This is a genomic window from Agromyces mediolanus (assembly GCF_023715325.1).
Classification (GTDB): Bacteria; Actinomycetota; Actinomycetes; order Actinomycetales; family Microbacteriaceae; genus Agromyces; species Agromyces mediolanus_A.
This window is the reverse complement of record NZ_JAMBNX010000001.1, coordinates 363,342-385,802: the sequence shown is the minus strand read 5'-3', so window position 1 is coordinate 385,802 and position 22,461 is coordinate 363,342. Positions and strand designations below refer to the sequence as shown.

Annotated in this window: 15 protein-coding genes; 6 read left to right on the top strand and 9 right to left on the bottom strand. The window is 67.6% G+C overall.

Features of this window, described 5'->3' with window-relative positions; translation table 11 throughout:
• The first annotated feature begins 263 nt into the window (after nucleotides 1-263).
• The 5 genes from mobF to istB all read left to right on the top strand — a co-directional run bounded on the left by mobF (nucleotide 264) and on the right by istB (nucleotide 7,552).
• A complete protein-coding gene (gene mobF / locus M3147_RS01805) occupies nucleotides 264-3,827 on the top strand; it encodes a MobF family relaxase (protein WP_251201785.1) in 3,564 nt (1,187 codons plus the stop codon).
• Between the two features lie 156 nt (nucleotides 3,828-3,983).
• Nucleotides 3,984-4,322: a sulfate permease gene (locus M3147_RS01800; protein WP_251201784.1), complete on the top strand. Its 339-nt coding sequence runs from the start codon at nucleotides 3,984-3,986 to the stop codon at nucleotides 4,320-4,322.
• Nucleotides 4,323-4,433: 111 nt separating this feature from the next.
• Complete coding sequence (locus M3147_RS01795) at nucleotides 4,434-4,754, top strand: helix-turn-helix domain-containing protein (RefSeq protein WP_251201783.1); 321 nt, start codon at nucleotides 4,434-4,436, stop codon at nucleotides 4,752-4,754.
• 306 nt (nucleotides 4,755-5,060) lie between these two features.
• Nucleotides 5,061-6,755 carry an IS21 family transposase gene (istA, locus tag M3147_RS01790; RefSeq protein WP_138176056.1) on the top strand — a complete coding sequence of 565 codons (1,695 nt, stop codon included), beginning with the start codon at nucleotides 5,061-5,063 and terminating at the stop codon, nucleotides 6,753-6,755.
• On the top strand, nucleotides 6,752-7,552 hold the full coding sequence (gene istB / locus M3147_RS01785) for an IS21-like element helper ATPase IstB (RefSeq protein WP_251201782.1): 801 nt from the start codon (nucleotides 6,752-6,754) through the stop codon (nucleotides 7,550-7,552). The genes istA and istB overlap by 4 nt, the downstream gene beginning before the upstream one ends.
• Before the next feature lie 15 nt (nucleotides 7,553-7,567).
• On the opposite strand, the gene M3147_RS01780 is transcribed toward istB, so the two are convergent.
• Nucleotides 7,568-7,957 (bottom strand): heavy metal-responsive transcriptional regulator, encoded by a 390-nt coding sequence (locus tag M3147_RS01780; protein ID WP_138176040.1) that lies wholly within the window; start codon nucleotides 7,955-7,957, stop codon nucleotides 7,568-7,570.
• 100 nt (nucleotides 7,958-8,057) lie between these two features.
• On the opposite strand from M3147_RS01780, the gene merA reads away from it, so the two are divergent.
• Nucleotides 8,058-9,434, top strand: a complete 1,377-nt coding sequence (merA, locus tag M3147_RS01775; RefSeq protein WP_138176038.1) for a mercury(II) reductase — start codon at nucleotides 8,058-8,060, stop codon at nucleotides 9,432-9,434.
• 123 nt (nucleotides 9,435-9,557) lie between these two features.
• Here merA and M3147_RS01770 read toward each other — a convergent pair whose 3' ends face one another.
• The 8 genes from M3147_RS01770 to M3147_RS01735 all read right to left on the bottom strand — a co-directional run bounded on the left by M3147_RS01770 (nucleotide 9,558) and on the right by M3147_RS01735 (nucleotide 22,156).
• On the bottom strand, nucleotides 9,558-12,560 hold the full coding sequence (locus M3147_RS01770; RefSeq protein WP_251201781.1) for a hypothetical protein: 3,003 nt from the start codon (nucleotides 12,558-12,560) through the stop codon (nucleotides 9,558-9,560).
• 283 nt (nucleotides 12,561-12,843) lie between these two features.
• Nucleotides 12,844-13,935 carry a hypothetical protein gene (locus M3147_RS01765; RefSeq protein ID WP_251201780.1) on the bottom strand — a complete coding sequence of 364 codons (1,092 nt, stop codon included), beginning with the start codon at nucleotides 13,933-13,935 and terminating at the stop codon, nucleotides 12,844-12,846.
• Nucleotides 13,936-14,058: 123 nt separating this feature from the next.
• Entirely contained in the window at nucleotides 14,059-17,559 is a 3,501-nt protein-coding gene (locus M3147_RS01760) for a DEAD/DEAH box helicase (protein ID WP_251201779.1), read from the bottom strand.
• Complete coding sequence (locus tag M3147_RS01755) at nucleotides 17,543-18,313, bottom strand: Hachiman antiphage defense system protein HamA (RefSeq protein WP_251201778.1); 771 nt, start codon at nucleotides 18,311-18,313, stop codon at nucleotides 17,543-17,545. The genes M3147_RS01760 and M3147_RS01755 overlap by 17 nt, the downstream gene beginning before the upstream one ends.
• A 20-nt stretch (nucleotides 18,314-18,333) precedes the next feature.
• Nucleotides 18,334-19,350 carry a hypothetical protein gene (locus M3147_RS01750; RefSeq protein WP_251201777.1) on the bottom strand — a complete coding sequence of 339 codons (1,017 nt, stop codon included), beginning with the start codon at nucleotides 19,348-19,350 and terminating at the stop codon, nucleotides 18,334-18,336.
• Nucleotides 19,351-19,514: 164 nt separating this feature from the next.
• Nucleotides 19,515-20,678, bottom strand: coding sequence for a helix-turn-helix domain-containing protein (locus M3147_RS01745; protein WP_251201776.1), 1,164 nt, complete (start codon nucleotides 20,676-20,678; stop codon nucleotides 19,515-19,517).
• On the bottom strand, nucleotides 20,665-21,393 hold the full coding sequence (locus M3147_RS01740; protein WP_251201775.1) for a hypothetical protein: 729 nt from the start codon (nucleotides 21,391-21,393) through the stop codon (nucleotides 20,665-20,667). The genes M3147_RS01745 and M3147_RS01740 overlap by 14 nt, the downstream gene beginning before the upstream one ends.
• A 109-nt stretch (nucleotides 21,394-21,502) precedes the next feature.
• Nucleotides 21,503-22,156 (bottom strand): ATPase, T2SS/T4P/T4SS family, encoded by a 654-nt coding sequence (locus tag M3147_RS01735; protein ID WP_251201774.1) that lies wholly within the window; start codon nucleotides 22,154-22,156, stop codon nucleotides 21,503-21,505.
• Nucleotides 22,157-22,461: the final 305 nt, after the last annotated feature.

Here is a 22,461-nt window from a genome sequence, read left to right as displayed (position 1 = left end):
CATGACGGTCGGCGCGTCCCGGTCGAGACGTCGCCGGGCTGGTCACCTTCCAGGTGCGCACGCCATCCACGCGCCCCGGCGCTCCGCCCGTCATCGCGACCTCGATCGCTCGGCGCGTCGGCCTCGGATCGCGTCCGCGAGAACGTCGTCCCGGCGCGGCCGGTCAGCCGGCCTTCGGTCGGTCCACGCCTCTTGCAGACGAGGTTCGGACCCGGCGCGAGCGCCGGGTCCGAAGCCGGTGATCCCGTCCGCACCTGACGGGCATGACGGTCTCGATGCGGGTGATGAGCGCGGGCGAGGGCTATAAGTACCTGCTCAAGACGGTCGCCTCGGGCGACGGGAACCGCGCCTTGTCGACCCCGCTGACGAGGTACTACCTCGAGGAAGGAACTCCTCCAGGCCGCTGGATGGGCAGCGGCGTGGCCGCTCTCGGCGGCGGAAGGATCGTGTCCGGCGATCAGGTCTCGGAGGTCCAACTCCAGCTGCTCGTCGGCATGGGGCGTGATCCGGTCACGGGCGATCCGCTCGGCCGCGCCTACCAGGACTTCTCGACCGCCGCCGCCCGCGTCGAGACGCGGATCGCCACGCTGGACCCGAGTCTGGGCGTGGTCGCGCGGGCGGAGGCGATCGCGCAGATCGAGGCCGAGGAAGCCGCGCGCGGGACCCGGCGCGCGGTCGCCGGGTTCGACTTCACGTTCTCGATCCCGAAGGCTGCATCGGTCGTGTGGGCGGTTGCGGACGCTGGCACGCAGGCGATCATCGCCGACGCTCACTATGCAGCCGTTGCAGAGGTGGTTGCGTTCATGGAGCGAGAGATTGCGGCCACGCGCGTCGGCGCAACCGGACGCGACGGCGCCGTTGCACAGGTCGGCGTCGGCGGACTCATCGCAACGGCGTTCGATCACTACGACAGCAGGGCCGGCGATCCCCACTTGCACACGCACGTCGTGATCTCGAACAAGGTGCAGACGTTGCTCGACGGCAAGTGGCGGTCGCTGGACGGCCGGCCGCTGCACGCGGCGGTCGTCGCGCTGTCAGAGCTGCACGAGGCGGTGTTCGCCGACCACCTCACGTGGACCCTCGGCGTCGAGTGGGAGGCGCGGTCTCGTGGCCGGGACCGGAACCCGGCGTGGGCGATCACGACCGTCCCGGAGTCGCTGATCGCGCTGTTCTCCAGCCGATCGCGGCACATCGACCAGGAGACTGATCGGCTCATCGAGCGATACATCGGTGAGCACGGGCGGCGTCCGTCATCGGCGACGATCGTGAAGCTGCGCGCGCAGGCGACGCTGACGACGAGACCGGACAAGCAGGTGCAGTCTCTCGCCGCGCTGACGGCGCAATGGCGTGAGCGCGCGAGTGCGAGCTTGGGCGAGGACGCGACCGAATGGGCGGGCCGGATCACAGCTGCACCGTCGGTGCCGCTGCTGCGCGCCGATGACATCCCGCTCGACGTGATCCGCGAACTCGGCCAGACGGTGATCGAGGTCGTCGGCGAGAAGCGCGCGACGTGGCGGCGCTGGAACCTCTACGCCGAGGCGGCGCGGCAGACGATGGGCTGGCGCTTCGCCAGCACGACCGATCGCGAGGCGATCGTGGGCATGATCGCCGACGCCGGCGAGGCGGGCTCGCTGCGCCTCACGCCGCCCGAGCTGGCGAGCAGTCCCGCGATCTTCCGACGCCCGGACGGCACGAGCGCGTTCCGCCCAAAGCACTCCACGGTCTACTCCTCCGAACAGCTCCTGGCCGCAGAGGATCGCCTGCTTGAACGATCCCGTCTGCTGACCGCTCCGACGCTCGACCTCGCCCAGCTCGAGCGCTTCACCCGCCGGCCCGACCGTCGCGGCCTCGTGCTCGGCGACGACCAGGCTGCGGCCTTGGCGACGGTCGCCGTCTCCGGTCGCGTCCTCGACGCGCTCGTCGGCCCGGCCGGCGCTGGGAAGACGACAGCGATGAGCGCGCTGCGGAGGGCTTGGGAGACGCAGCACGGTCAAGGCTCGGTCGTCGGGCTCGCCCCGTCCGCGGCAGCCGCGCAGGTGCTCGGCGACGACCTCGGGATCGTCACGGAGAACACCGCGAAGTGGTGGCAGGATCATCTCGTCCACGGCACGACGTTCCACGCCGGCCAGCTCGTCATCATCGACGAGGCGTCCCTCGCCGGGACGCTGACCCTGGATCGGATCACCGCGCTCGTGGCGCAGGCCGGCGCGAAGGCGCTGCTGGTAGGCGATTGGGCGCAGTTGCAGTCGGTCGACGCGGGCGGCGCGTTCTCGATGCTCGTCCACGACCGCGACGACGCGCCCGAGCTCGTCGACATCCACCGCTTCACGCACCGCTGGGAGAAGGCCGCCTCCCTCGGGCTCCGACACGGCGACGCCTCTGTTATCGACGAGTACGCCGCCCACGGTCGGGTTCACGACGGCGACACCGACGCCATGACGGACGCCGCCTACACCGGGTGGCGAAACGACATGCTCGCCGGACGCCAGTCGGTGCTGATCGCGGAGACCCACGAGTCTGTCACCTTGCTCAACCAGCGGGCACGCGCCGACCTGATCCTCGACGGCGCCGTGACTCCGCTGCGCGGCTCCGTGATACTGCACGACGGCACGGTCGCCTCACCGGGCGATGCGGTCATCTCCCGCCACAACGACCGGCGCCTGCGCGCCGCAGGGCGCGGCTGGGTCCGCAACGGCGACCGCTGGACGATGACCGCCGTGCGCAGCGACGGCTCGGTCACCGTCCGACGAGCCGGCCGACGACGCGGCGCGTCCGTGGTGCTGCCGGCCGGCTACGTCCGAGAACACCTGGATCTCGGCTACGCGGTCACCGCGCACCGCGCGCAAGGGCTCACGACCGACACCGCACATGCGCTGATCGAGGCGACGACGACCAAGGAGAACCTCTACGTCGCGATGACCCGCGGACGCGAAGCGAACCACGCCTACGTCGCGACCGACCGGCCCGACGGCGTGCATGCCGGCCCGCATCCCGGCGATAACACGGCCGCGACCGCCCGCACGGTGCTGTTCGGCGTCATCCAGCACTCTGGCGCCGAGCTGTCCGCGCACGAGGCGATCACCTCCGAGCAGGAGGCATGGTCGTCCATCCGGCAGATCGCGGCCGAATACGAGACGATCGCCACCGCCGCGCAAGAAGACCGCTGGGCCGAGCTGATCCGCACCAGCGGCCTCACCGAGCAGGAGGCCGAGGACGCGATCGCCTCCGACGCCTTCGGCGCCCTCGCCGCCGAGCTGCGCTACGCCGAGGCCAACCACCACGACGTCGCCGTGCTGCTACCGCGCCTGGTCGCCTCCCGAAGCCTCCACGACGCCGAGGACGTCGCGGCCGTGCTGCACGCGCGTCTGGCCGCCGTTACAGCCAGACCGGCAGGCGCGGGCCGCTCGCGCCGCGCGCCCCGCCTCATCGCCGGGCTCATCCCCGAAGCCGGCGGCCCGATGGACGCGCAGATGCCACGAGCCCTTCAGGAGCGCCGACAGCTCATCGAGGACCGCGCCCAAGCGCTCGCCCGCGCCGCAGTCGCCGAGCACCTGGCATGGGCCGGACATCTCGGAGCACCGCCGACCCGCGAGACGGCCCGAGCCCGATGGTGGCAGGCCGCCGCGACCATCGCCGCGTACCGAGACCGCTACGGGATCGCAGCCGACACTCCGCTCGGCGCTGCCCCTGACTCGACCGCACAACGACTGGACGCCGCCCGCGCCCGCGCTGCGCTCGAGCGTGCTCGCACCCTGACCGACACGGCCGAGCACGACGCCTGGACGCCGCGCGATCCACACGCCGAGCGCAGCGGTCCCAGCCTGTGATCGGCGATGCGCTTCCGATGTCGCGCCTGTCGGCGTATCCTGGGTGCAGGCAGTTCCTTTCGGCGCCGTCGCTTGTTGCGAAGGCATGACCGCTCCGCTTGCCGGGCTGGTCCTTCTAGTTACTCGCTGCCGAGTCACTAGGAGAGGACCGCCCTCATGATCCGGCTGCTCTGGACCCTCAGCGTTCGTACCCGCGCATTCCTGCGCCGCTACATGCCGACCAACATTCTGCTCGACAAGATCCGCACCCGCCGCGGCCTGAAGTGGGGCGCCCCCGCGATGCTCATCGCCATCCCCTACCTGCTCGCTGCCGCCGCTTTCGCCGCCGCGGTCGCCGACGGCGGCCCCGGTTGGCTGAACATCCTGGTCGTGCTGTTCCTCTGGAACGCCGCGAAGTTCGCGTTCATCGGCCCGGTCAGCCTGATCCTGCTTGCCCGGACCCGCCTGCACGAGGCCCGCGCCCGCCGGGCGCAGGCCCGCTACGCCGTCGCCTGACGCCATCGCTCTCCGCCTCGGTCAACCGGTCAGCCCTCTGCTTAGTGGATAACGGTATTATCCCCTTGTGGGCGAGGCGAGACAACGAGGCGACTCCGGCAGAATGGTGGGGTGCCTGAACACGTTCGCCCCGACCTGCCTCCGGGGGTCGGTGACGCCGTGAGCGCGTTCGGCTACGGGGTCCGGGTCGCAATCATCGGCTACATCCACGAGCACGGACCCGCCACTCGCGGACAGCTCGCGACCGCCCTGGGCCTGGTGCCCAAGACCGTGCAGTTCCACCTCACCGGCTTGACCGCGCTCGGCGTCGTCGTGCCTGACCCAGCTCCCGAGCTCGCCCGCCGCGGACAGCGCACCCGATATAGCATCGACGCCGGGCGGGTGCTCGATCTGTACGCCGAGCTCGGCAAGCACCTGGGCATCGGCGACTGAACCCTCCCGCCCTGACTACGCCGGAGAGCGTCGCGGTTCGCTGCGAGTCAATCGTGCCGCCGGCCGAGGGCTGCGCTTCTGGCGGCGGCGCTGCGTTTCTACGCGGTCACGCTCCAGGGTTCGAGGCGTTCGGTCGCTGCTCTGATTGCGCGACCGTCGACTGACGCCGGACGTGAAAGTGCGGGCACGGTTGGTTCTGTCAGTCTGTTTTGGCCCCGGGGTGACGGCTAGGAGTGGCCCCACTTTCTGACTTGCCGGGGCGGTTCTGACGGTTTGATCTGGCCCCACCCGAGCGTGTGTTTCGTGTTGCTTCAGGATGAGCGGGCCCGGCAGGGGTCGAAAGTGGAATTGTTCGCGGATATCCGGCGTGCCTCGCGCGTCGACGGGCTATCGGTGCGCGCGTTGGCAGACAGGTTCGGGGTGCACCGTCGCACGGTGCGGCAGGCGCTGGCGTCGCCGGTTCCGCCGCAGCGGAAGACTCCGACGCGGATGTCGCCTCGGCTGGGGCCGTACAAGGCGGTGATCGACGCGATGCTCACGCAGGATCTGGACGCTCCTCGCAAGCAGCGGCACACGGCGACAAGGGTTCTCGCGCGGCTGGTCGACGAGCACGAAGCGACGGGACTGTCCTACTCGACGGTCCGCGACTACGTGCGCGTACGTCGTGCTCAGATCGACGCCGCCGCCGGGCGCCGCGTCGAGGTGTTCGTCCCGCAGGAGCACGCACCTGGTGAGGAAGCCGAAGTCGATTTCGGCGAGGTCTGGGTGATCCTGGCCGGGGTGAAGACGAAGTGCCACATGTTCACGTTCCGGCTCTCGCACTCGGGGAAGGCGGTGCACCGGGTGTACTCGACGCAATCGCAGGAAGCGTTCCTCGAGGGACACATCGACGCGTTCGACGAGATCGGTGGGATCCCGACCCTGCACATCCGATATGACAACCTCACGGCCGCGGTGCAGACGGTGCTGTACGGGAAGGGCCGTAGTCGGATAGAGAACGACCGGTGGGTGCTGTTCCGCTCGCATTACGGGTTCGACTCGTTCTACTGCCAGCCCGGGATCGATGGCGCCCATGAGAAGGGCGGCGTCGAAGGCGAAGTCGGTCGGTTTCGTCGCACCTGGCTTTCTCCGATGCCGGTCATCGACTCGCTCGCCGAGTTGAACGAGCAGATCCGCCGGTGGGACGCGCGCGACAACGAGCGGCGTATCAACACCCGGATCCGCACTGTCGGGCAAGACTTCACCGACGAACAAGCACGCCTTGCGTCATTGCCAGGCGAGCTGTTCGACCCTGGCCTGGTGCTCTACCCGCGGGTAGACCGTTCGAGCCTGATCACCGTGCGGATGGCGAGGTACTCCGTGCCCGCCCGTCTGATCGGGCGAAAGGTGCGCGTCTCGTTGCGGGCGTCTGAACTTGTGGTGTTCGATGGCCACGCCGAGGTCGCTCGGCACGAGCGGGTCGTGGCCCGCGGCGGCGAATCGATCAACCTCGACCACTACCTCGAGGTCCTCAGACGCAAGCCCGGCGCGTTGCCCGGATCCACCGCGCTGGCCCGTGCACGCGAAGCCGGCGTGTTCACGACAACGCATGACGCGTTCTGGCAGCAAGCGCGGAAGGTCGACGGCGACAGCGCCGGCACAAGGGCGCTGATCGACGTGCTCCTGCTCCACAGGACCATGCGAACCGTTGACGTGATCGCAGGGATCCGTGCCGCGCTCACGGTCGGGGCGGTGTCTGCCGACGTCGTCGCGGTCGAAGCCCGCCTGCACGCGGCCGGGCCCGAGTCAGACCGTCATCGCGTTGAACAACCGCGACGTGATGTGCAGCGAGTTTTCAGCCTCACCCAGCGTCGCCTCGCGGATCCGGCCGCGGTGATCGCCGGACTCCCAGCCGACCGGCGGCCGCTGCCATCCGTCGCCCACTACGACGAACTCCTCAGCCGACGTCCCGAACCGGAACCGCCGGTCACCGATAAGAGAGAAGGAATCACCGGAACATGACCACTCCCACCAACGTCACCACGACCCTGCGTCGACAGCGCGGGCTGACCGAAGAAGCCGCCGCGGCCGCCGTTGACCAAGCCTGCCGCAGGCTCCGCCTACCCACCATGCGGGCCGTGATGCACGAAGCGATCACGGCCGCGGAACGCGAGCAGCTGACCTACCAAGGCTTCCTCGCCGAACTCCTCCTCGCCGAGTGCGACGACCGGGACCGAAGGTCCGTGGTCCGCCGCGTGTCCGCAGCCGGGTTCCCGAGGAACAAATGGCTCGGCGACTTCGACTACGACGCGAATCCGAACATCAACCCGGCGACGATCCATACCCTCGCGAACGGGGACTGGATCCGCCGCGGCGACCCGCTCTGCTTGATCGGGGACTCCGGCACCGGGAAGTCGCACCTGCTCATCGGCCTGGGCACCGCCGCAGCTGAGAAAGGCTTCCGCGTCCGATACACCCTCGCCACGAAGCTCGTGAACGAGCTCGTCGAAGCCGCCGACGAGAAACAGCTCACCCGTACCATCAACCGGTACGGCCGCGTCGACCTGCTCCTGATCGACGAGCTCGGCTACATGGAACTCGACCGGCGCGGCGCGGAACTCCTGTTCCAGGTCCTCACCGAGCGCGAAGAGAAGAACTCCGTCGCGATTGCATCCAACGAGTCATTCAGCGCTTGGACGAAGACCTTCACCGACCCGCGCCTGTGCGCGGCGATCGTGGACCGGCTCACGTTCAACGGCACCATCATCGAAACCGGCACCACCTCCTATCGCCTCAACCACACCCGTCAGCGGCAGTAGCGATCCGAAAGCCATTCAGAGGTAGCGGCAGATGGACTCCGGTGTGCAGGCTTCGGACGCCGTAGCGGCCGCGTGCGCTCGAAGCTCGGCAATGCTCCCTCGCAGGGCGTGCAGCTGCTCGAGCTGCTCGTCGATCTCCACGAGTCGGCGGTCAAGGAGGTCCCGCACATGCGCGCACGGCGAACGGCCCGCGTCGCGAACATCGAGGATCTCCGCGGCCTGCGCAAGGGTGAGGCCCGCCGCGCGGGCCCGGCCGATGAACGCGAGCCGTTGCACCGTCTCGTCGCCATAGCTGCGGTACCCGGCCGGTGTGCGCTCCGGCGGCGGCAGCAGTCCGCGCTCCTCGTAGTACCGCAGCGTCGACGGCCTCGTCCTCGCCTTCTCCGCGAGCTCTCCGATCCGCATTGTGACACCTCCACCAACGGGCTTGACCTTCAAGCATGCTTGAAGGTCCATTCTGACGGATGTGACCGCGCAAGCGGCCCGGTTCACCCGAGGAGGCATCATGACGCAGCACAGCGAGTTCGATCTTGCGGTGATCGGCACGGGCGGGGCGGCGATGTCCGCCGCGATCCACGCCCGACTCGAAGGGGCCAGCGTGGTCGCCATCGAACGCGGCACCCTCGGCGGTACCTGCGTGAACGTCGGCTGTGTGCCCTCGAAGACGCTCCTCGCCGCCGCGCACACCCGCCACGCCGCCCTCGCGAACCCGTTCCCCGGCGCCCCCACGTCCGCCGGCACTGTCGACCTCGGCGCCCTCGTGCGGCAGAAGGATGACCTCGTCGGCATGCTCCGCCAGACCAAGTACGCCGACATCGCCGCCGCCTACGGGTTCGACATCCTCCCCGGCGCCGCCACATTCACCGACCCGGCAACCCTCCTCATCGACGAACGACCGGTTCGTGCCAGGTCGTATCTCGTCGCCATCGGCGCCGAACCGCACGTCCCGGCCATCCCCGGGCTTGAGCACGTCGACTACCTCACCTCGACCACGGCAATGGAACTCACCGAGTTGCCCGCCTCGCTCGTAGTGATCGGCGGCGGCTTCGTCGGCCTCGAACAAGCCCAGCTCTTCGCCCGCCTCGGCGTGGCCGTCACCATCATTGGCCGGCTCGCCCCGCACGCCGAGCCCGAACTCTCCTCCGAACTCCGCAAGGCCTTCCTCTCCGAGGGAATCACCGTCGTAGGCGACCGCGCCGCCACGATCATCCAGGACGACGGCGTGGTGCGGGTGCGCACCCGCACCGGCAAGGCGGTCACCGGAGAACGCGTCCTCATCGCCACCGGACGCACACCACGCGCCAACGGGCTCGACCTCGCCGCGGCGGGCGTCGCGACCGACGACCGCGGCTTCATCATCGTCGACGAGCAGCAGCGGACCACGAACCCGGTCGTGTTCGCCGCCGGCGACGTCACCGACGTGCCCCAGTACGTGTACGTCGCCGCGATGGCCGGGAAGATCGCAGCCCGCAACGCCCTCGGCCACCACGAACAGGTCGACTACACCGGGCTGCCCTCCGTCCTGTTCACCGCGCCGCAGCTCGGCTCCGCCGGCATCACCGAAGCCGAAGCCATCGCCGCCGGATACCGGTGCGCCTGCCGATACCTGAGGCTGTCCGATGTGCCCCGAGCCATCACGAACCACAACACCCGCGGCGGCATCAAGATCGTCGCCGACGCGGACACCGGCAAAGTCCTCGGCGTCCATGCCCTCGCCGAAACCGCCGGCGAGATGATGCTCGCCGCGACCTACGCCATTAAAGCCGGATTCACCGTCACCCAACTCGCCGACACGTGGGCCCCGTACCTCACCATGGCCGAAGGCATCCGCCTCACCGCGAACCTCTTCCGCAACGAACTCCCCACCTCCTGCTGCGCCTGACAGCAGACAGCGCCCCACATCGAACCGACGCCTCGACGGGGCCACTTCAAAACGTCACCCCGGGGCCAGATCAGGTTGACAAAGTCACACGGTCATCGACCGTGCCCGCACCTGTGTCCGCGATCAGCGCTGCTCGTCGAACAGTGCCAGGAAGTCCTCGTCCTCCTCTCGCACGTAGCCGTTGCGCTCGCGGTAGATCGCCAGGCGGCGGCCGAACCACAGCGTGAGCACGCCGGCCAGGGCGAAGATGCCGCCGGCGATCCCGAACGGGAGCATCCAGTCCCCGGCGCCGGTCAGCGCCAGCGACGGCGGCAGGTCCGGCGTCTCGGGCGTCTCCGGAACGGGGATCACGGCCGTGGTCTCGTCGGGCGCCCCGCATAGGCCGCGGTGGATCTCAGTGCCGTTCTCATCGAACAGCGTCTCGATCCAGTAGTAGGTGCCGACCTGCTCGAAGACGACTTCCTCGGAGGCGTACTCGCCGGGGCCGTCCAACGGCATCGGCTCAGTGCGGAACGCGAGTTCGTCGGCTGTGCAGCTCACGGTCTCCTCGTCCTGCCGGTACGCCTCGAAGACGAGCGTTGTGCCGTCCGGGACGCTGCCGCTGACGCGGGCGAGGTCGTGCGCGGGCTCGCCGAGCGTGACCTCGGCGACGGCCTGCGTCGTGACCGTCAGCTGCTCGGGCTGCTCGGTGACCACGGTGGTTTCGCCGGGGGCGCCGCAGGTGCCCTCCACGAGGATCGTCGCGTCGGCGTCATCGAGCGTCTCGATCCAGTAGACGTTGCCCGCCTGGTCCGCCGTGGTCTCGCCCGAGGCGTAGACGCCCGGCTGGGTGACCGGGATCGACTCGCTCTCGTAGAGCACGGTCGCACAGTTTGGCTCCGCGTCGACCGGCTCGGGGCCGTAGGCGCGGAACTGGAGGTACGCCCCCTCGGGGATCGTGCCCTGCACCAGGGCCGTGTCCGCGAACGGCTCGCCCACGAGTACGGCCGGCGTCGCCTGCGTGATGACCGTGACCGGCAGCTCGACCTCCGGCGTCGGCGGCACGAAGAACCGCTCCAGCACGTCGGCGGGTGACGAGCGGTAGGGCTGCACCCGGTCGTCACCGGCGAAGGTCGTGACGAGGACGTAGAAGCCGGGCTCGGTCGGAGTGATCCGGTCGGCATCGGTGTAGCCGAGCCGGTACACGCCGTTCCGCGCCGGGGTCGTGATCGAGGTCAGTACGGGCGCGTCGGACAGGGCGAGGTCGTCCGTGAGCACGTCGTCCGTCGCGAATGGCCCGTATACGGTGTGGATCACCTCGTCGTTGTCGGCCTGCCAGTAGCCGTCGCCCTCGAACTGCCCGTGGTTGGCCGGGAAGCCCGTGACCGTCACCGTGTCGAACGCCCTGCCGCCGGAGTGGACGTTGTACTCGCGCATCAGCGAGGTCGTCGTGATCGGCCAACGCACCGAGGTCGTCTCGACCGTGATGCCGTAGTCGTCGGTCCAGTCCGCGGCGAGATAGTCGCGCACCCATTCCGGCTGGGTCGCCTTGTGCGCCCGCCACACCCAGGTCACGAAGCCGCCCTGCGGCGCCACGACCTCCGGCGAGGTGTAGACGCCAGGGCCGTCCGCGGTCATTGTCACCGTGCCCAGCGGCACCGCCCCGGCGTCCGCCAGGCTCGCCTGCGCTGGCGGCAGCGTGCCCGGCACCTGATAGGCGGTGCCCTCGAACACAATCGGGATGTAGGCGCCGTCGCGCTTGAGCCACGCGCCGTTCGCGCTGGAAACCGTGATCGTGTCGGTCAGCGCGTCGCCGGGCACCGCGAGGTGCTGATCCGCCTCTGAGACGGCAACCGGTTGGAACGGCACGACGCTACTCTCCGGCACCTGCCCGAAACGGTCGGCGAACGAGTCGGTCAGATACCGGCCGTTGGCGCCCTGGGCCGCCTTGTCGATCGTCCAGACCCACGAGTAGAAGCCCGACTCCGCCGCGGTGACCGTGCCGGGCGAGGTGTACGAGCCCGCGCCGGTCAGCGTGACCGTCTCCTGCCCGGCCACCGGAGCGCCGGCCGGTGCCGCCTCCGCCTCGGCGGGCTGCTCATCGAACGGGCCGAACAGCGTGCCCGTCGCGGTGATCGGGACCGGCACGCCGTCGATCCTGATCCACGTCCCCTTCGTCAGCGTCACGGAGAGCTGATCGGTGAACGTGTCGCCCTCGGAGACGTAGCGGGAGGACACCTGCGTGGCGATCTGCGGCTGGAAGTCCAGGTCGATCATCGGCGTCTGCGCCTGAGCAGACAGCCCCGTCGAGGAACCGGCGACGGCCGCGATGAGGCGCTGCGCCCCCGGCGTCGTGTAGAGGTCGACCTGCGCGCCGTACCCAGCTGCGGCGACGCTCATGCTCGCCTCGATCCGATAGGACGGCACCCCGTCGGCCGGGATGCCCGTAATGCCGTACTGCCCAGCGCCGAGCGTGCGCGACGTGGAACCGTCCGCGAACACCGCGCCCGTCAGCGCCGCCCCACCCTGAAGCGACGCCGGGTGAGCGGTGACCGTCACCGTGCCGGCGTACTGATCCGACATGGCGATGCTCACCGACAGCGACGGATCGGTGACCGCGTTGATGGCGGCCTCCTGCCGCATGACAGCGAGGTTCGCCAGGATCGTGCCGCGCACGCCGACGGGCGCGCGGGCGACGTAGTAGTCGTCGCCAGACATCCCGTGGCTGTTGTAGACGCCGGCATCGGCGACCGACCACACATACAGCGCGACCGCCGCCGTGAGGTTGGGATCGCCCGACTGGCCCCACCTGTCCAGCACGTAGTTCAGCTCGGCAAGCTGCTGGCGGGATAGCGAGTCCAGGGAGGTCACCGTCTGCGGCCCCAACGTGGGATCGAACGGGGAGTTCGCGCCGAGGTCGATGCAGTACCCCTGCCTGCCGTCGACGTCCGTGTTGTACGCCCCCAGGAAACCCGAGTCACCGTAGTAGCCGGTCCCCAGGCTGCCCGCGTGCGCCGGCGCCGCACCGAGCACGACCGTGCCCGCCAGCACGAACAGCACGACGAGGACGGCAGAGAGACGACGGATCACCGCGCCGGGCGGATGCACCCCTCGGGGCTCGGGTGGGGATGCGATCGACATTGACATGGGCCGTCCTCCTGACTCTGCAAAGGACGGGGGGAAGCGACCGTCCTCAGAGCAGGTGCGCGGATCGGCCCACGCGACGTCGCGCAGCCGCTGCCGAGTTCCGGCCTCTGCGAACGAACTGACTGTTGCTCGGAGCGCCCGCAACTACCTGGGTCAGAGATTCCATGTGGTATTCGCTGCGATCCCACCTACAATTGCTCGCCTGGACTGCGGCCTGACCAGGGCTATAACGGTCGGGGCCGCGCACACCTCACTTCATGCGTTCAGCCGAGTACGGTCGGCACTACTGCTCCTCTGCGCTCCGCTCCGCGATGCGAGCCCGTTGCCGCGCGATGACATCTTCGAGCGTGGCTAACCCCTCCTGCTCGGCCCACTGACGCAGGTCCTCGCGGTATGCCTGGCGCTCGCTCCACTCTGCATCCGTCACCTGACCTTCGAGGTGCTCGTCCACTGAATCGCGGAGCTTGGCCCACATCTCGTAGCCGCCTGATTCGATCGACTGACGATCATGCTTCAGTAGCTCCTGACGCCAGTCTTCTTCGGACAAGGTGGGAAGGCTCTCCACCCACTCACGGATACCGACCGCTTCAGTATCGCCATCACTCATCGACTGGAGCCGGTCGCGCATCTCAGGCTCCAGGAACGCTCGGTACATTTCCCGCACATGAGGCTCGACAAGGCCGCCGGCCGGCGGGTTGAGGCCGAACTTCTCACTCAGGGGTGTCACCTGTAGACCAACCGGATACTTCATGAGGTGGATCACAAGCACGAACTGCACGACCTCAGTCACTCGTCGCACCCAGAGGTCGAATGCTTCAGCGTGGAAGCTCGCGATGTTCGTGAACGGGACGAGCCCGGCGCTCGAGCTGCGGTGCCCGCGGGTGTGCACATACGCCCCAAGGTCGTCGCTGAGTTGGCGGATACGGTCGAACAGGGCCGGATCGGATTCAAGATAGATCGCGACGCCGCGCACTTCTCTCAGGCGCCTCTCGACTGCCTCAAGGCTCGGAGTTCTCTCCGCGCCGGCTCTCCATCTCTGGATGTCCAGATGCGCTTCATCGTGCGCGTCCCAGTACACCGAGAGCATTCCGAGTTCGAGAACGCTTCGGAGCGAGACGAGCGCCTGCTTGTAGAGTCCTATCCGCGCAAGGGTGAACGATGTGCGAGCCTCGCGCTCTGCCTCGAACGCTGGAGCAAGATTGCCCGAGAAAGCGTTCTGCGCCGTCATCGGGATCAGGTCAATGAGCGAGTGCAGCACTCGCCACGACACCTCGATCGAGTCCGATGCAGATGAATGAGCCTCGATGTAAGCATCGGTGGCCGACGCGGCTCCCTCAAGATCCACGTCACGGTGTCGCGCCCACTCCTGACTCATGCTCCGACCATACGGCGGGCCACCCTCGTACTGGCGTCAGAGATTGCATGTGGTATTCGCTGCAATCCCGCATTACATTTCCTCGCAGGAATGCTCGCCTGATCTGGGATTCACGCGACACCGCTATGCATGAAGGTCGGATGGGCCTCGATAGCGAAGTTCGACGACGTTGGCAGGGCTGGCCCCGGTGACTGTGAGCAAGCCGCGCCGATTCGGATTGAGCGGTTCCTCAAGCAGACCGGCCCGTCGACCGTCAGCGGCCTGGAGAATGGTCTCCCCGTTCGCAATGGACACAGCCCGATACGGCGTCCCGCTACTCGGCTGATGATCGGGGAGCCACGTCACCGCGGCATCCTCGACCGTGTTGATCCAGGTTCTCTCCGGTGCAGCAGTGCTACGGCCGATGAAACCGACCCAGAGATCGTGAGATGACACAGTCGGCCAGTGCGAGTCGTCTGCGCGTCGCCGGACCTCCTCCGAGTTCATCCACTGGTGAAGCTCCGACACGGTCGTGAAGGTGCCGTCTCCGGCCGTGACCGCGGCGAGAGCACCGGCTCGGGAAGAGAATCCGGCCTGCATGAGCAGCGCGGCGGAACGGTTGAGCGTCCCTGTTTCTAGCGCCGCAACTGCGAGTCCGTGCTCGTCGGTGACGAGCGCCCAAAGATCGCCTACAGGCTCTTCGTGGGCGGTCGCTCGGACCCGGACCGCTTCCAGCGCCCATGGCAGCCTGTAGGCCAGCGAGTCCTCAATGAATTCCAGCGTGTCCGTGACCTCCTCCCCCGCTATCTGCGAGGGGTCCTCACCGCGAAGCCAACCAGCGAGGACGCCTTCCCAATGTGGAGGAAGAGCGCGGGGCGCGAAGGGGTGAATGCCGAATGCGATCCTGGCGAAGCTCGTTAGGGCATCGATTGCGGCATCGGGGTCGCCGATTCGGATGCCCTCGTCTGCGTCGCGCAGGGACTGCTCCAAGATGCTGGCGTGCTCATCGAGTTGGCGTCCGGTCTCGAGACCGACCCCCGCAAGGAAGTACCCTCGGCGCTGTGCCGCAGTTGACTGGCTCCAGAGGAAGCGTGCGCGCGCGGTCAGACCGGCTCGAAGCGCTGTCTGAACGGGCCCCTGCCGTCGAGCCAAGCTCCTGGCCCAAAGGGACGAGGCGAGCACGTCATCGAGAGCCCCCTCGACTCCTTCCTCCGCAACCGCGGAATCGTTGAGCAGACTGAGGAGGGCGTTGTCGAGGCTAGCGAGCTGCGAGCGCCACGCAGTTCGGGAACGCTCGGCTTCCTCCTCGCTCTCGGCCACAACTTCTGGGTAATCCCACGCCGCTGTGCCGGCGACGTATTCCAGCAGCGCGTCCAGGTCCCGGAGACCGTGCTTGGCCTGCATCCGGGCGAACAGGTTCACCACCAGTTGCAGTAGGCCGCTTTCCATGTCGCGCAGAGCCGTGTCCTCGACCAGCTGCCTCCAGTTCCGCCTCCCTCGGGACACGTCCTTGAAGATTGGGTGGACGACGAGGCCGACGGAGTCCACGAACGCTCGGCCAGCTCTGCCGACGATGTTGCGGAACTCAGACGCCTTGATCAGTTCCCGGTTGCGCCAGAGGCTGTGCATTACGAGCGCGCTGGCTGAGAGGTTGAGTCCCTGGGCGAGGGTCGGTGAAGAGACCGTAACCTTCAGCGCTCCTCGCTGTAGCAGCCTTTCCACCTCTCGTCGGTAGGGTGCGGGCAGCGATCCGTGATGAATCGCTACGCCGAGTCTCAGACAGGCGAGGATCGGGTGATCTCGGCCAAACCATTCCTCTCCGATCGCGATGGCCGAGGCGAGGTCGCCCGGATCTCCTTCGAAGACACTCCCGAGTGCTCCGCGCGCATCAAGGTCGACGATGACTTTGGCAAAGGCGTTCACCGATGACTTGAGTGGGCAGAAGATCAGGACGGTCTGCCCGTCGTCGACGAGCCGCCAGGCGGTAGCCAGCGTCAACTCCTGCGGATCCTTGGGGAAGGGCGTCGTCCTGCGACCGATCGGTGGAACGAAGGGTTCGAGGAACCGGGGCACGAAGGGCTCCTCGTCTCCCACGATGATGCTCAGGCGGGCTCGATCGCCTTGCCAGATCACTTCGCCATAGCGAAGTTTCGTCGGCCGCCACGAGCTCGCGATGAGACCGTCGGGTTGGTCATCGGTGAGCCAGTTGACGAAGTCCTCGACTTCGTCTCCGTCTGGCAGGATCGCCGAGAGGCAGATGATACGTCTGGCGGCCGCATCCTCACGGCGCAGCAGTCGTTGTACCTGAACTTCGTATCGGACCTCACGTTCATCCGCCCCGATCATGTGCCCCTCGTCGAGGACGACAAGCCCTACGTCGTCGAGGAGTGTTGGGTCGTTGCGCAGGGCGAAGTCGAGCTTCTCGGGAGTGGCGACGACGATGTCCCTCTCTCGCAGCAAATCCTCGTCGGCGCTGCTGGCCCCGATCGCGCCGTAGAGGGATGTGACGGTTTTCCCCAGAGGGGTGAAGGTGCGTTGCAGGGCCGTTTCGGTCTGGGCTGACAGCGCCCGCAACGGGGTTACGAACACAACCCGCCGGCCCTCGGCTAGGCACGCGAGGATGCAAAGTTCGGCAATCCGGGTCTTGCCGGCGCTCGTCGGGAGAGACAACACCAGGTTCTCGCTGGTGTTCAGCACCCGCTCTGCGGCGGCGAGCTGCGACGGCCATAGGTCGATCTCCGAGCGTCGCCTCCGGAAGAGGGATGCAATGAACGTCGCACGCAGCCGTGCCCAGTCGCCACCATCACCGTCGATGGGACCGTCCGGGAGCAGGCGATGGAAACTAGCCTCCCAGAGGCCGCGGAGTAGGTGAATCGCAAGTCGATGGCACCACCACTGCGGAACCATGTTCAATTCGCTGGCGGCTCCTAGACCGACCTGCAGTGTGCTGAGGGCCTCATCCAGCAGCGCTTGCTCGCCCCGCTCGAACGCAAGCAGCGCCATGCTGATCGCACCGACGAACGCGTCCGTCAGTGCGAGGTCGACAACGTCGATGACATCGGTGTCGCCGCTGTCAGCGTCCTGGTCCTCATCGCTCATGGACTCGAAGAGCCCGCGCAACGTCTCAACCAGGTTGGCGTCTGCTGCCACGTCCTCGTCGCGGTGGCTCAGGATGAGCGCGTCCAGGGTGTCGAGTTCTCGGCGGATGATGTGGATGAGGGATCGCTCGCCAATCGTGACTTCACCGGAATCGAGCGCTGTCTGAAGCAGCGAGTATGCCCGCGCGGAGTAACTGCCGAGGTGGTACGCGGCTGCGGCGACGACACGGTGGAAGCCCCGTTCGCGCGAGTTAGGTCCTCTGGCGATGACTGATTCGATGGCTGTGGCTGCGCCCTCGAAGGCGCGTTGGGCGAGGCTTTGCGACCCATTCGCCTCCACGAGACGTAGCCCCAGGCCCAGGAGCGAATAGCCGTAGGAGAGAAGGTCGTAGCTGAGTAGCTGATCGAACGCGGGCGCCTCCTCGGGCAGGACGCCGTCACGCCAGATCATCGACCGGGCTTCGCCTCGCGCGAGAAGCTGTTCGCGAAAGCCGGGGGTGGTCGCCTCCTCGATCGCGGCCTCAATGTCCTCAACTGTCTCGGGCATTGGCGATCGCTTTCGAGTACACGTTCGCGATGAACGCTTGATGCTCTGAGACCTGCAGGCCGACGGCGAGGCGCTTTACGCCGCCTCGATATGCGGTCGTGTTTGTCCGAAGGAGGTTGCGTGGGTCGTTGCCCGTGAAGGTGAAAAGCAGTTGCACCACCTGCCGTTGGCTGATCCCTGTAGTCAGTTGAGCGTCGTCGACAAGGTTCGCCAATGCATGCTCGCCGAGTTCGTGGAGTCGGTCAGCGACGAAGCTGAGAGCGTGAGGCGATGGGCGTCCCCGATCGCGTCTGAGCGCAAGGTCCGCGTCTGTGACCGTCGCCGATCCGAGCGTCGCACGGCTCTTGGCTTCGCCCTTCAGCAATTCGAGCGATCCGTTGGTGGCCGCGCGCACCCCAACCAGGTCATCTCCACGCATCGACATCTCACGGTGGTCCTTCCACCGCAGGCGTTCCACGACTCGAAACCCCAGCTCAAGCGCCGCGTACTGCGCTCCGATGATCTCTCCGAGGTCGCCCGAGCGGGTGCGCTTGCTTATAGGGAGCTTCCCTTCCAAGTATTCGGCCGCAGCAGGCTTCCCCAGATCGGCCAGGATCGCGGCGACGCGGTCCGGACCCGTGTACTGGTTCGGGATCTGTGACGCAGCCCAGTCGACCCCCGACCCGATGGTCGACGGCGAGGCAACCATGTGCACCATCGCGTGCCGCCTCAGCAGCTCGCGCGTGGAAGTCGTCCACGAAGAAAGCGGTGCCATCCCTCAATCGTGGCAGAGGCTCAGCTACTGAAACTGTCTGACTCTAGGTAGGCGAGGACGCTGTGCATCGCGAGGATCGCCTGTGTGGCGAGGCCGTACAGGGTGTCGTTGGCGATCGAGATGGCGGGTTGCTCGACCCGCGTGTCGCCCTCATGGACGGCGATGTGGCGCTTCCCGTACAGCGCATCACCCGCAGCCGCAACGTCAGCAGGAGCGTTAGCGAGCCGGCGCTTCACGTCGGGCCCACGTCCGCCGCATGCCGTCTCGACAGCGAGTCGCGCGGCGAGCACGGCCTCGCGGTACCGGCCCGTGTCGAAGTGCATCTGTGCCGTACGTGCGTGCGCCTTGGGCGCTGACTCATCCGTGAGCTCACGGAACGCGTCCCTGTATGCGGTGTCGGGCGTCGGGCCAAGCAGATAAGTGAGCTCGGCACCGTCGTTGAAGAGCAGCACGTCATAGGAGTCCGTGGCAGCACCTCCGGAAACCAGCACGTAGTCGTCGAAGCCGTCCTTCTGGTAGATGTTCGGCATGTGCGAGTCAGCACCTGTGAATTGCGGGCTGCTGAGGAATGTGAGCAAGTGATCCTGGTTCCTGCCGTACATCTCGACCTTCCGGCCGGTGACCTTCTGGCGAAGACGCAGACCAAGGCCCCCGCCATCGACCGGGTACTCCTCGATGTAAGCCCACACGGATGTCGGAGGAGATGCGACGTCCGCCGTCACGATGTGGACCTTAACCGAGAAGCCCTCGAACGCGACAGCTATCTCGTGAGCGCCTTGTTTCACAATCGGCGCGGCGATGGCGACGTACTCCGCGCGACTCCGCGGCTCAACGAGGCCGCCTCCATGCGCGTAGCAGTCCTGCAGAAGGTTCGACAGCGGCGCGAATGACCTGAACATCTGGTTGTCCGTCAGAACCCGCACGAGCCGCTTGGTTGACTTCTCGCGAAGGCGGAGGTCCGGTGCGCCGACCGCGTTCTCGAACCGCTCGACGTAGCACTTTACGATGCCGGAACTCTGGGCGCTACGAGCAGTCACGCCCGCCGCCCGAGCAGCTCGCCGGGTCTTCGAACTTGATCGGCTCATCCCTAATCCTCCGTCTCGCGGCTGCCGAATCCCATCGCCGCTGGGCGACGTCGTTACCGTTCCGGAGGGCCGTCATCTGCGCGCTACTCCTCGACCTCGACGACACCATTCCAGCCCTACTCCGGTGAGGGATCGGTGACAAGCTTCAATGTCGGCCTGGGATCGTCGACACCCAGGACTTCGCGCACACGTGCCGGGTGCCAACGCAGCTCGCGGGCGAGGTCTATCTGCGCGAAGCCGATTTGATCGGCAAGCCGGGCAGCCTCGGCCAACATCGACGGCACCTCACCCGGATATGCGTTCACCGGCTCGGGCGCGTCCAGTGAGGAGCTGCGCAGCTGGTTCAGCTTCTGGTAGCCCCGACGGATCGAAGCGTCGGAGACCGTACCGGTCTCCTTCATCCGTAGCAGCAGCGAATCCACCGACACACCCCAATGCCGCGAGAGCTCATCGAGCCGGGAAAGGTTCACGGTCCGCGGCAGCAAGTTCACAATCTGGGAACGTGGAGTCAGGAACTCAGCAGCGAATTGATCGGCTTCTCGCTCCTGCTGCTGGTCACCTGGAACGGCCTCGCCGTGCAAGAGCAGGTGCCCCAACTCGTGGGCGACCGTGAACCGGTAGACGAACACCGACTTCGCGCGCTCGGGCGTCACCACGATGACCGGGCGAGCCAAGCGAGACGTCGAGAACGCGCCGACTCGGGCTACATCGGCGTTCGCCAACGTCAGCAGGCTCACGACGATCCCGTGCGATTCCGTCAGCGCGACCAGATGCTTGACCGGCTTCACGCCCAGACCCCAATGCTCGCGAAGCGCCTGCGCCGCGGAAACGGGATCCGCTTGCTGCCGATCCACCACCGGCAAGTCGACATCGGGGAACCGGACCTTCTTCTCTAACGCGAACGTCAGCTCCCAGACCTGCTCAATGAACGCGATCGCCTTGGACCGATCCCGCGCGGTGGTCGAGCGCAGGCTCCGGAAATGCGCCTCCGAGCCGTCAACGCGGCCGATGGGTCGACCCGTGGCGAAGTAGTCCACCGGGACATCCAGCTCGCGCGCAAGCACCGGCAGCAGGTCGCGGCGCGGCGTTACCACTCGCGACTCGTACTGACCGATCGCCGCAGGCGTGACCCCGACCAGCTCAGCGAGCTTCGCCTTCGACAAGCCGGCCGCGAAACGCGCCTGCGTCAGACGAGCTGGGTCGAACGCGTCAGCGACGGCGTCGAGATCGGGACGGTCGGTTGCTCCGAGCAGCGAGAAGAGGGTGTCACGGTCGTCCATCAGCCTCTCCGTCCGCCTCGTCGCCCTTCACCCCCAGATCCGGGCGCGGGATCGGCCCGTCGGAGAACGACTCGTCCGTCAGGTCCAGATCCACCAGGGAGGCTGCGCCTACTTCGAGCAGCGATTCCATCGACGCGAAGGTGAGGTAGCCGTCGCTTCCCAACGTCGCCTCGCCCCAGTCGACGCTGTAGAGCGCGAACGGGTTGCTCGCATACGGGACGACGACCACGCGGGAGTGGGTCGACAGCGCCTCCTCGAGCGCTTTGCTCTCGGCGTCGAGCAGCTCCCGCTCTTCCTCGGTCAACTCGGGGTGCTCGAACTCGATGTCCAGACGCTGCTGCGTCGATTCGCGCTCCTCACCGAACAGGGAGATCCGAGTGTCCGAGACGGCGAACGGCCGCGAGCCAATGTCCGTGGATCGCTCCCGCGCGAACCGCCACGGAAACAAGATCACCCCGTTGAAAGCGACCAGCTTGTAGCCCCGGCGCGGAACGATCTCAGCCGAGGGCAGGCGCCCTAGCACCGTCACAAACTCGTCCAAACACTTCCGCCAGATCTGGCCATACACGCCCGTGTGCTTCATCTCGGCCTCGGCCTGCGCGTTCGCCATCTTCTCGTGGCAGTCGCGGATGATGGACGAGATCTGCTCTCGCACCAGCACGCCGTCGGCTCCCAGCGTTCGCAGCGCCCACGCGCGCCCCTCGTCGATCGCCACAGTGGGCTCCCTTCATCCGGATACCCCAAACGTAGCACATCGCTTTAGTTTTCAACGCCAAACGATCACACGGAGCTGCCGCGTATCGCAGACGCGGGGTCTATTGGGGTCAGAGATGCCATGTGGTATTGCCGGTGCCGCCGGCGCCGGTGATGAGCAGGTTCTCGCGCTCCACGACGGCCCGCTCCACTCGGCGCAGCTGGGGGTCGTCGAGCATGCCGAGCCGCGCGAGCCCGGCGAGCGAGTGCCCGGCGGCCCGCGGGATGCGGACCGAGAGGAGGGTGCCGACCGTCGAGATCGGCGGGAGGACCGCGTGCACCCGAATGCCCGAGCCGAGCCGGACGTCGACCGCTGGACTCGCTTCGTCGAGATGCCGCCCGCCGCGGGCGACGAGTCGCACCGCGAGCGCACGGACCTCGGCCTCGCCGGCGGCCCACGCCGGTTCGTGCAGGGCGCCCGCGCCGCGGTCGACCCAGAGCCCGCGCTCGCTGTTCACGAAGAGGTCGGTGACGTCGGGAAAGCTCGCGAAGGGGGCGAGCTCCCCGAGGAGTTCGAGCTCGAGCGCTCGCGGGACCGGCGGCGGGACGCGGGATGCCGCGCTCGGATGCGCAGGGAGCGGCGAGCCCGGTGCCCGCTGCTCGTCGGCGGACGCCGCCGCCCCCGGCCGGCCCTCGCCGGCGTCGGGTGCTCGCCTCGACGGCGCGGCCGAGCCCGTGGCGGCGCCGGGGAGCCACGACGGGGAGGCGACGAAGGGAACGGTCATGCCGGCGAGCGTACGGAGCGTCGCTCGCTCGGCGGGGCCGTGGCGACGACACCGGGGATGGCGCTCCTCCCCCACGTCGTTGTGGAGGAGGACCGCCGCTCCTGAGCGCGATCGCGATTCCAGATCGGCAGCAGCACGCCGCCCGCACCGGTGAAGCGCACCCCACCGGTTAAAAGAAGGGGGCGGCACCCATTGGGGGGAACAGGTGCCGCCTCGGCAGCGTACCGATTGGGGGGAATGCGGCACGCTGCAGGCCTCGAAACGAGTGTTCGGGCGGTACCCAGTGTAGGGCTTCTCGATTCATG

Coding starts and splice junctions, on each gene's coding strand:
- merA (WP_138176038.1), top strand. CDS start 8,058: ATGACGCAGCACAGCGAGTTCGATCTTGCGGTGATCGGCACGGGCGGG.
- M3147_RS01760 (WP_251201779.1), bottom strand. CDS start 17,559: ATGCCCGAGACAGTTGAGGACATTGAGGCCGCGATCGAGGAGGCGACC.
- M3147_RS01735 (WP_251201774.1), bottom strand. CDS start 22,156: ATGACCGTTCCCTTCGTCGCCTCCCCGTCGTGGCTCCCCGGCGCCGCC.
- mobF (WP_251201785.1), top strand. CDS start 264: ATGACGGTCTCGATGCGGGTGATGAGCGCGGGCGAGGGCTATAAGTAC.
- M3147_RS01755 (WP_251201778.1), bottom strand. CDS start 18,313: ATGGCACCGCTTTCTTCGTGGACGACTTCCACGCGCGAGCTGCTGAGG.
- M3147_RS01745 (WP_251201776.1), bottom strand. CDS start 20,678: ATGGACGACCGTGACACCCTCTTCTCGCTGCTCGGAGCAACCGACCGT.
- M3147_RS01765 (WP_251201780.1), bottom strand. CDS start 13,935: ATGAGTCAGGAGTGGGCGCGACACCGTGACGTGGATCTTGAGGGAGCC.
- M3147_RS01770 (WP_251201781.1), bottom strand. CDS start 12,560: ATGTCAATGTCGATCGCATCCCCACCCGAGCCCCGAGGGGTGCATCCG.
- M3147_RS01800 (WP_251201784.1), top strand. CDS start 3,984: ATGATCCGGCTGCTCTGGACCCTCAGCGTTCGTACCCGCGCATTCCTG.
- M3147_RS01780 (WP_138176040.1), bottom strand. CDS start 7,957: ATGCGGATCGGAGAGCTCGCGGAGAAGGCGAGGACGAGGCCGTCGACG.
- istB (WP_251201782.1), top strand. CDS start 6,752: ATGACCACTCCCACCAACGTCACCACGACCCTGCGTCGACAGCGCGGG.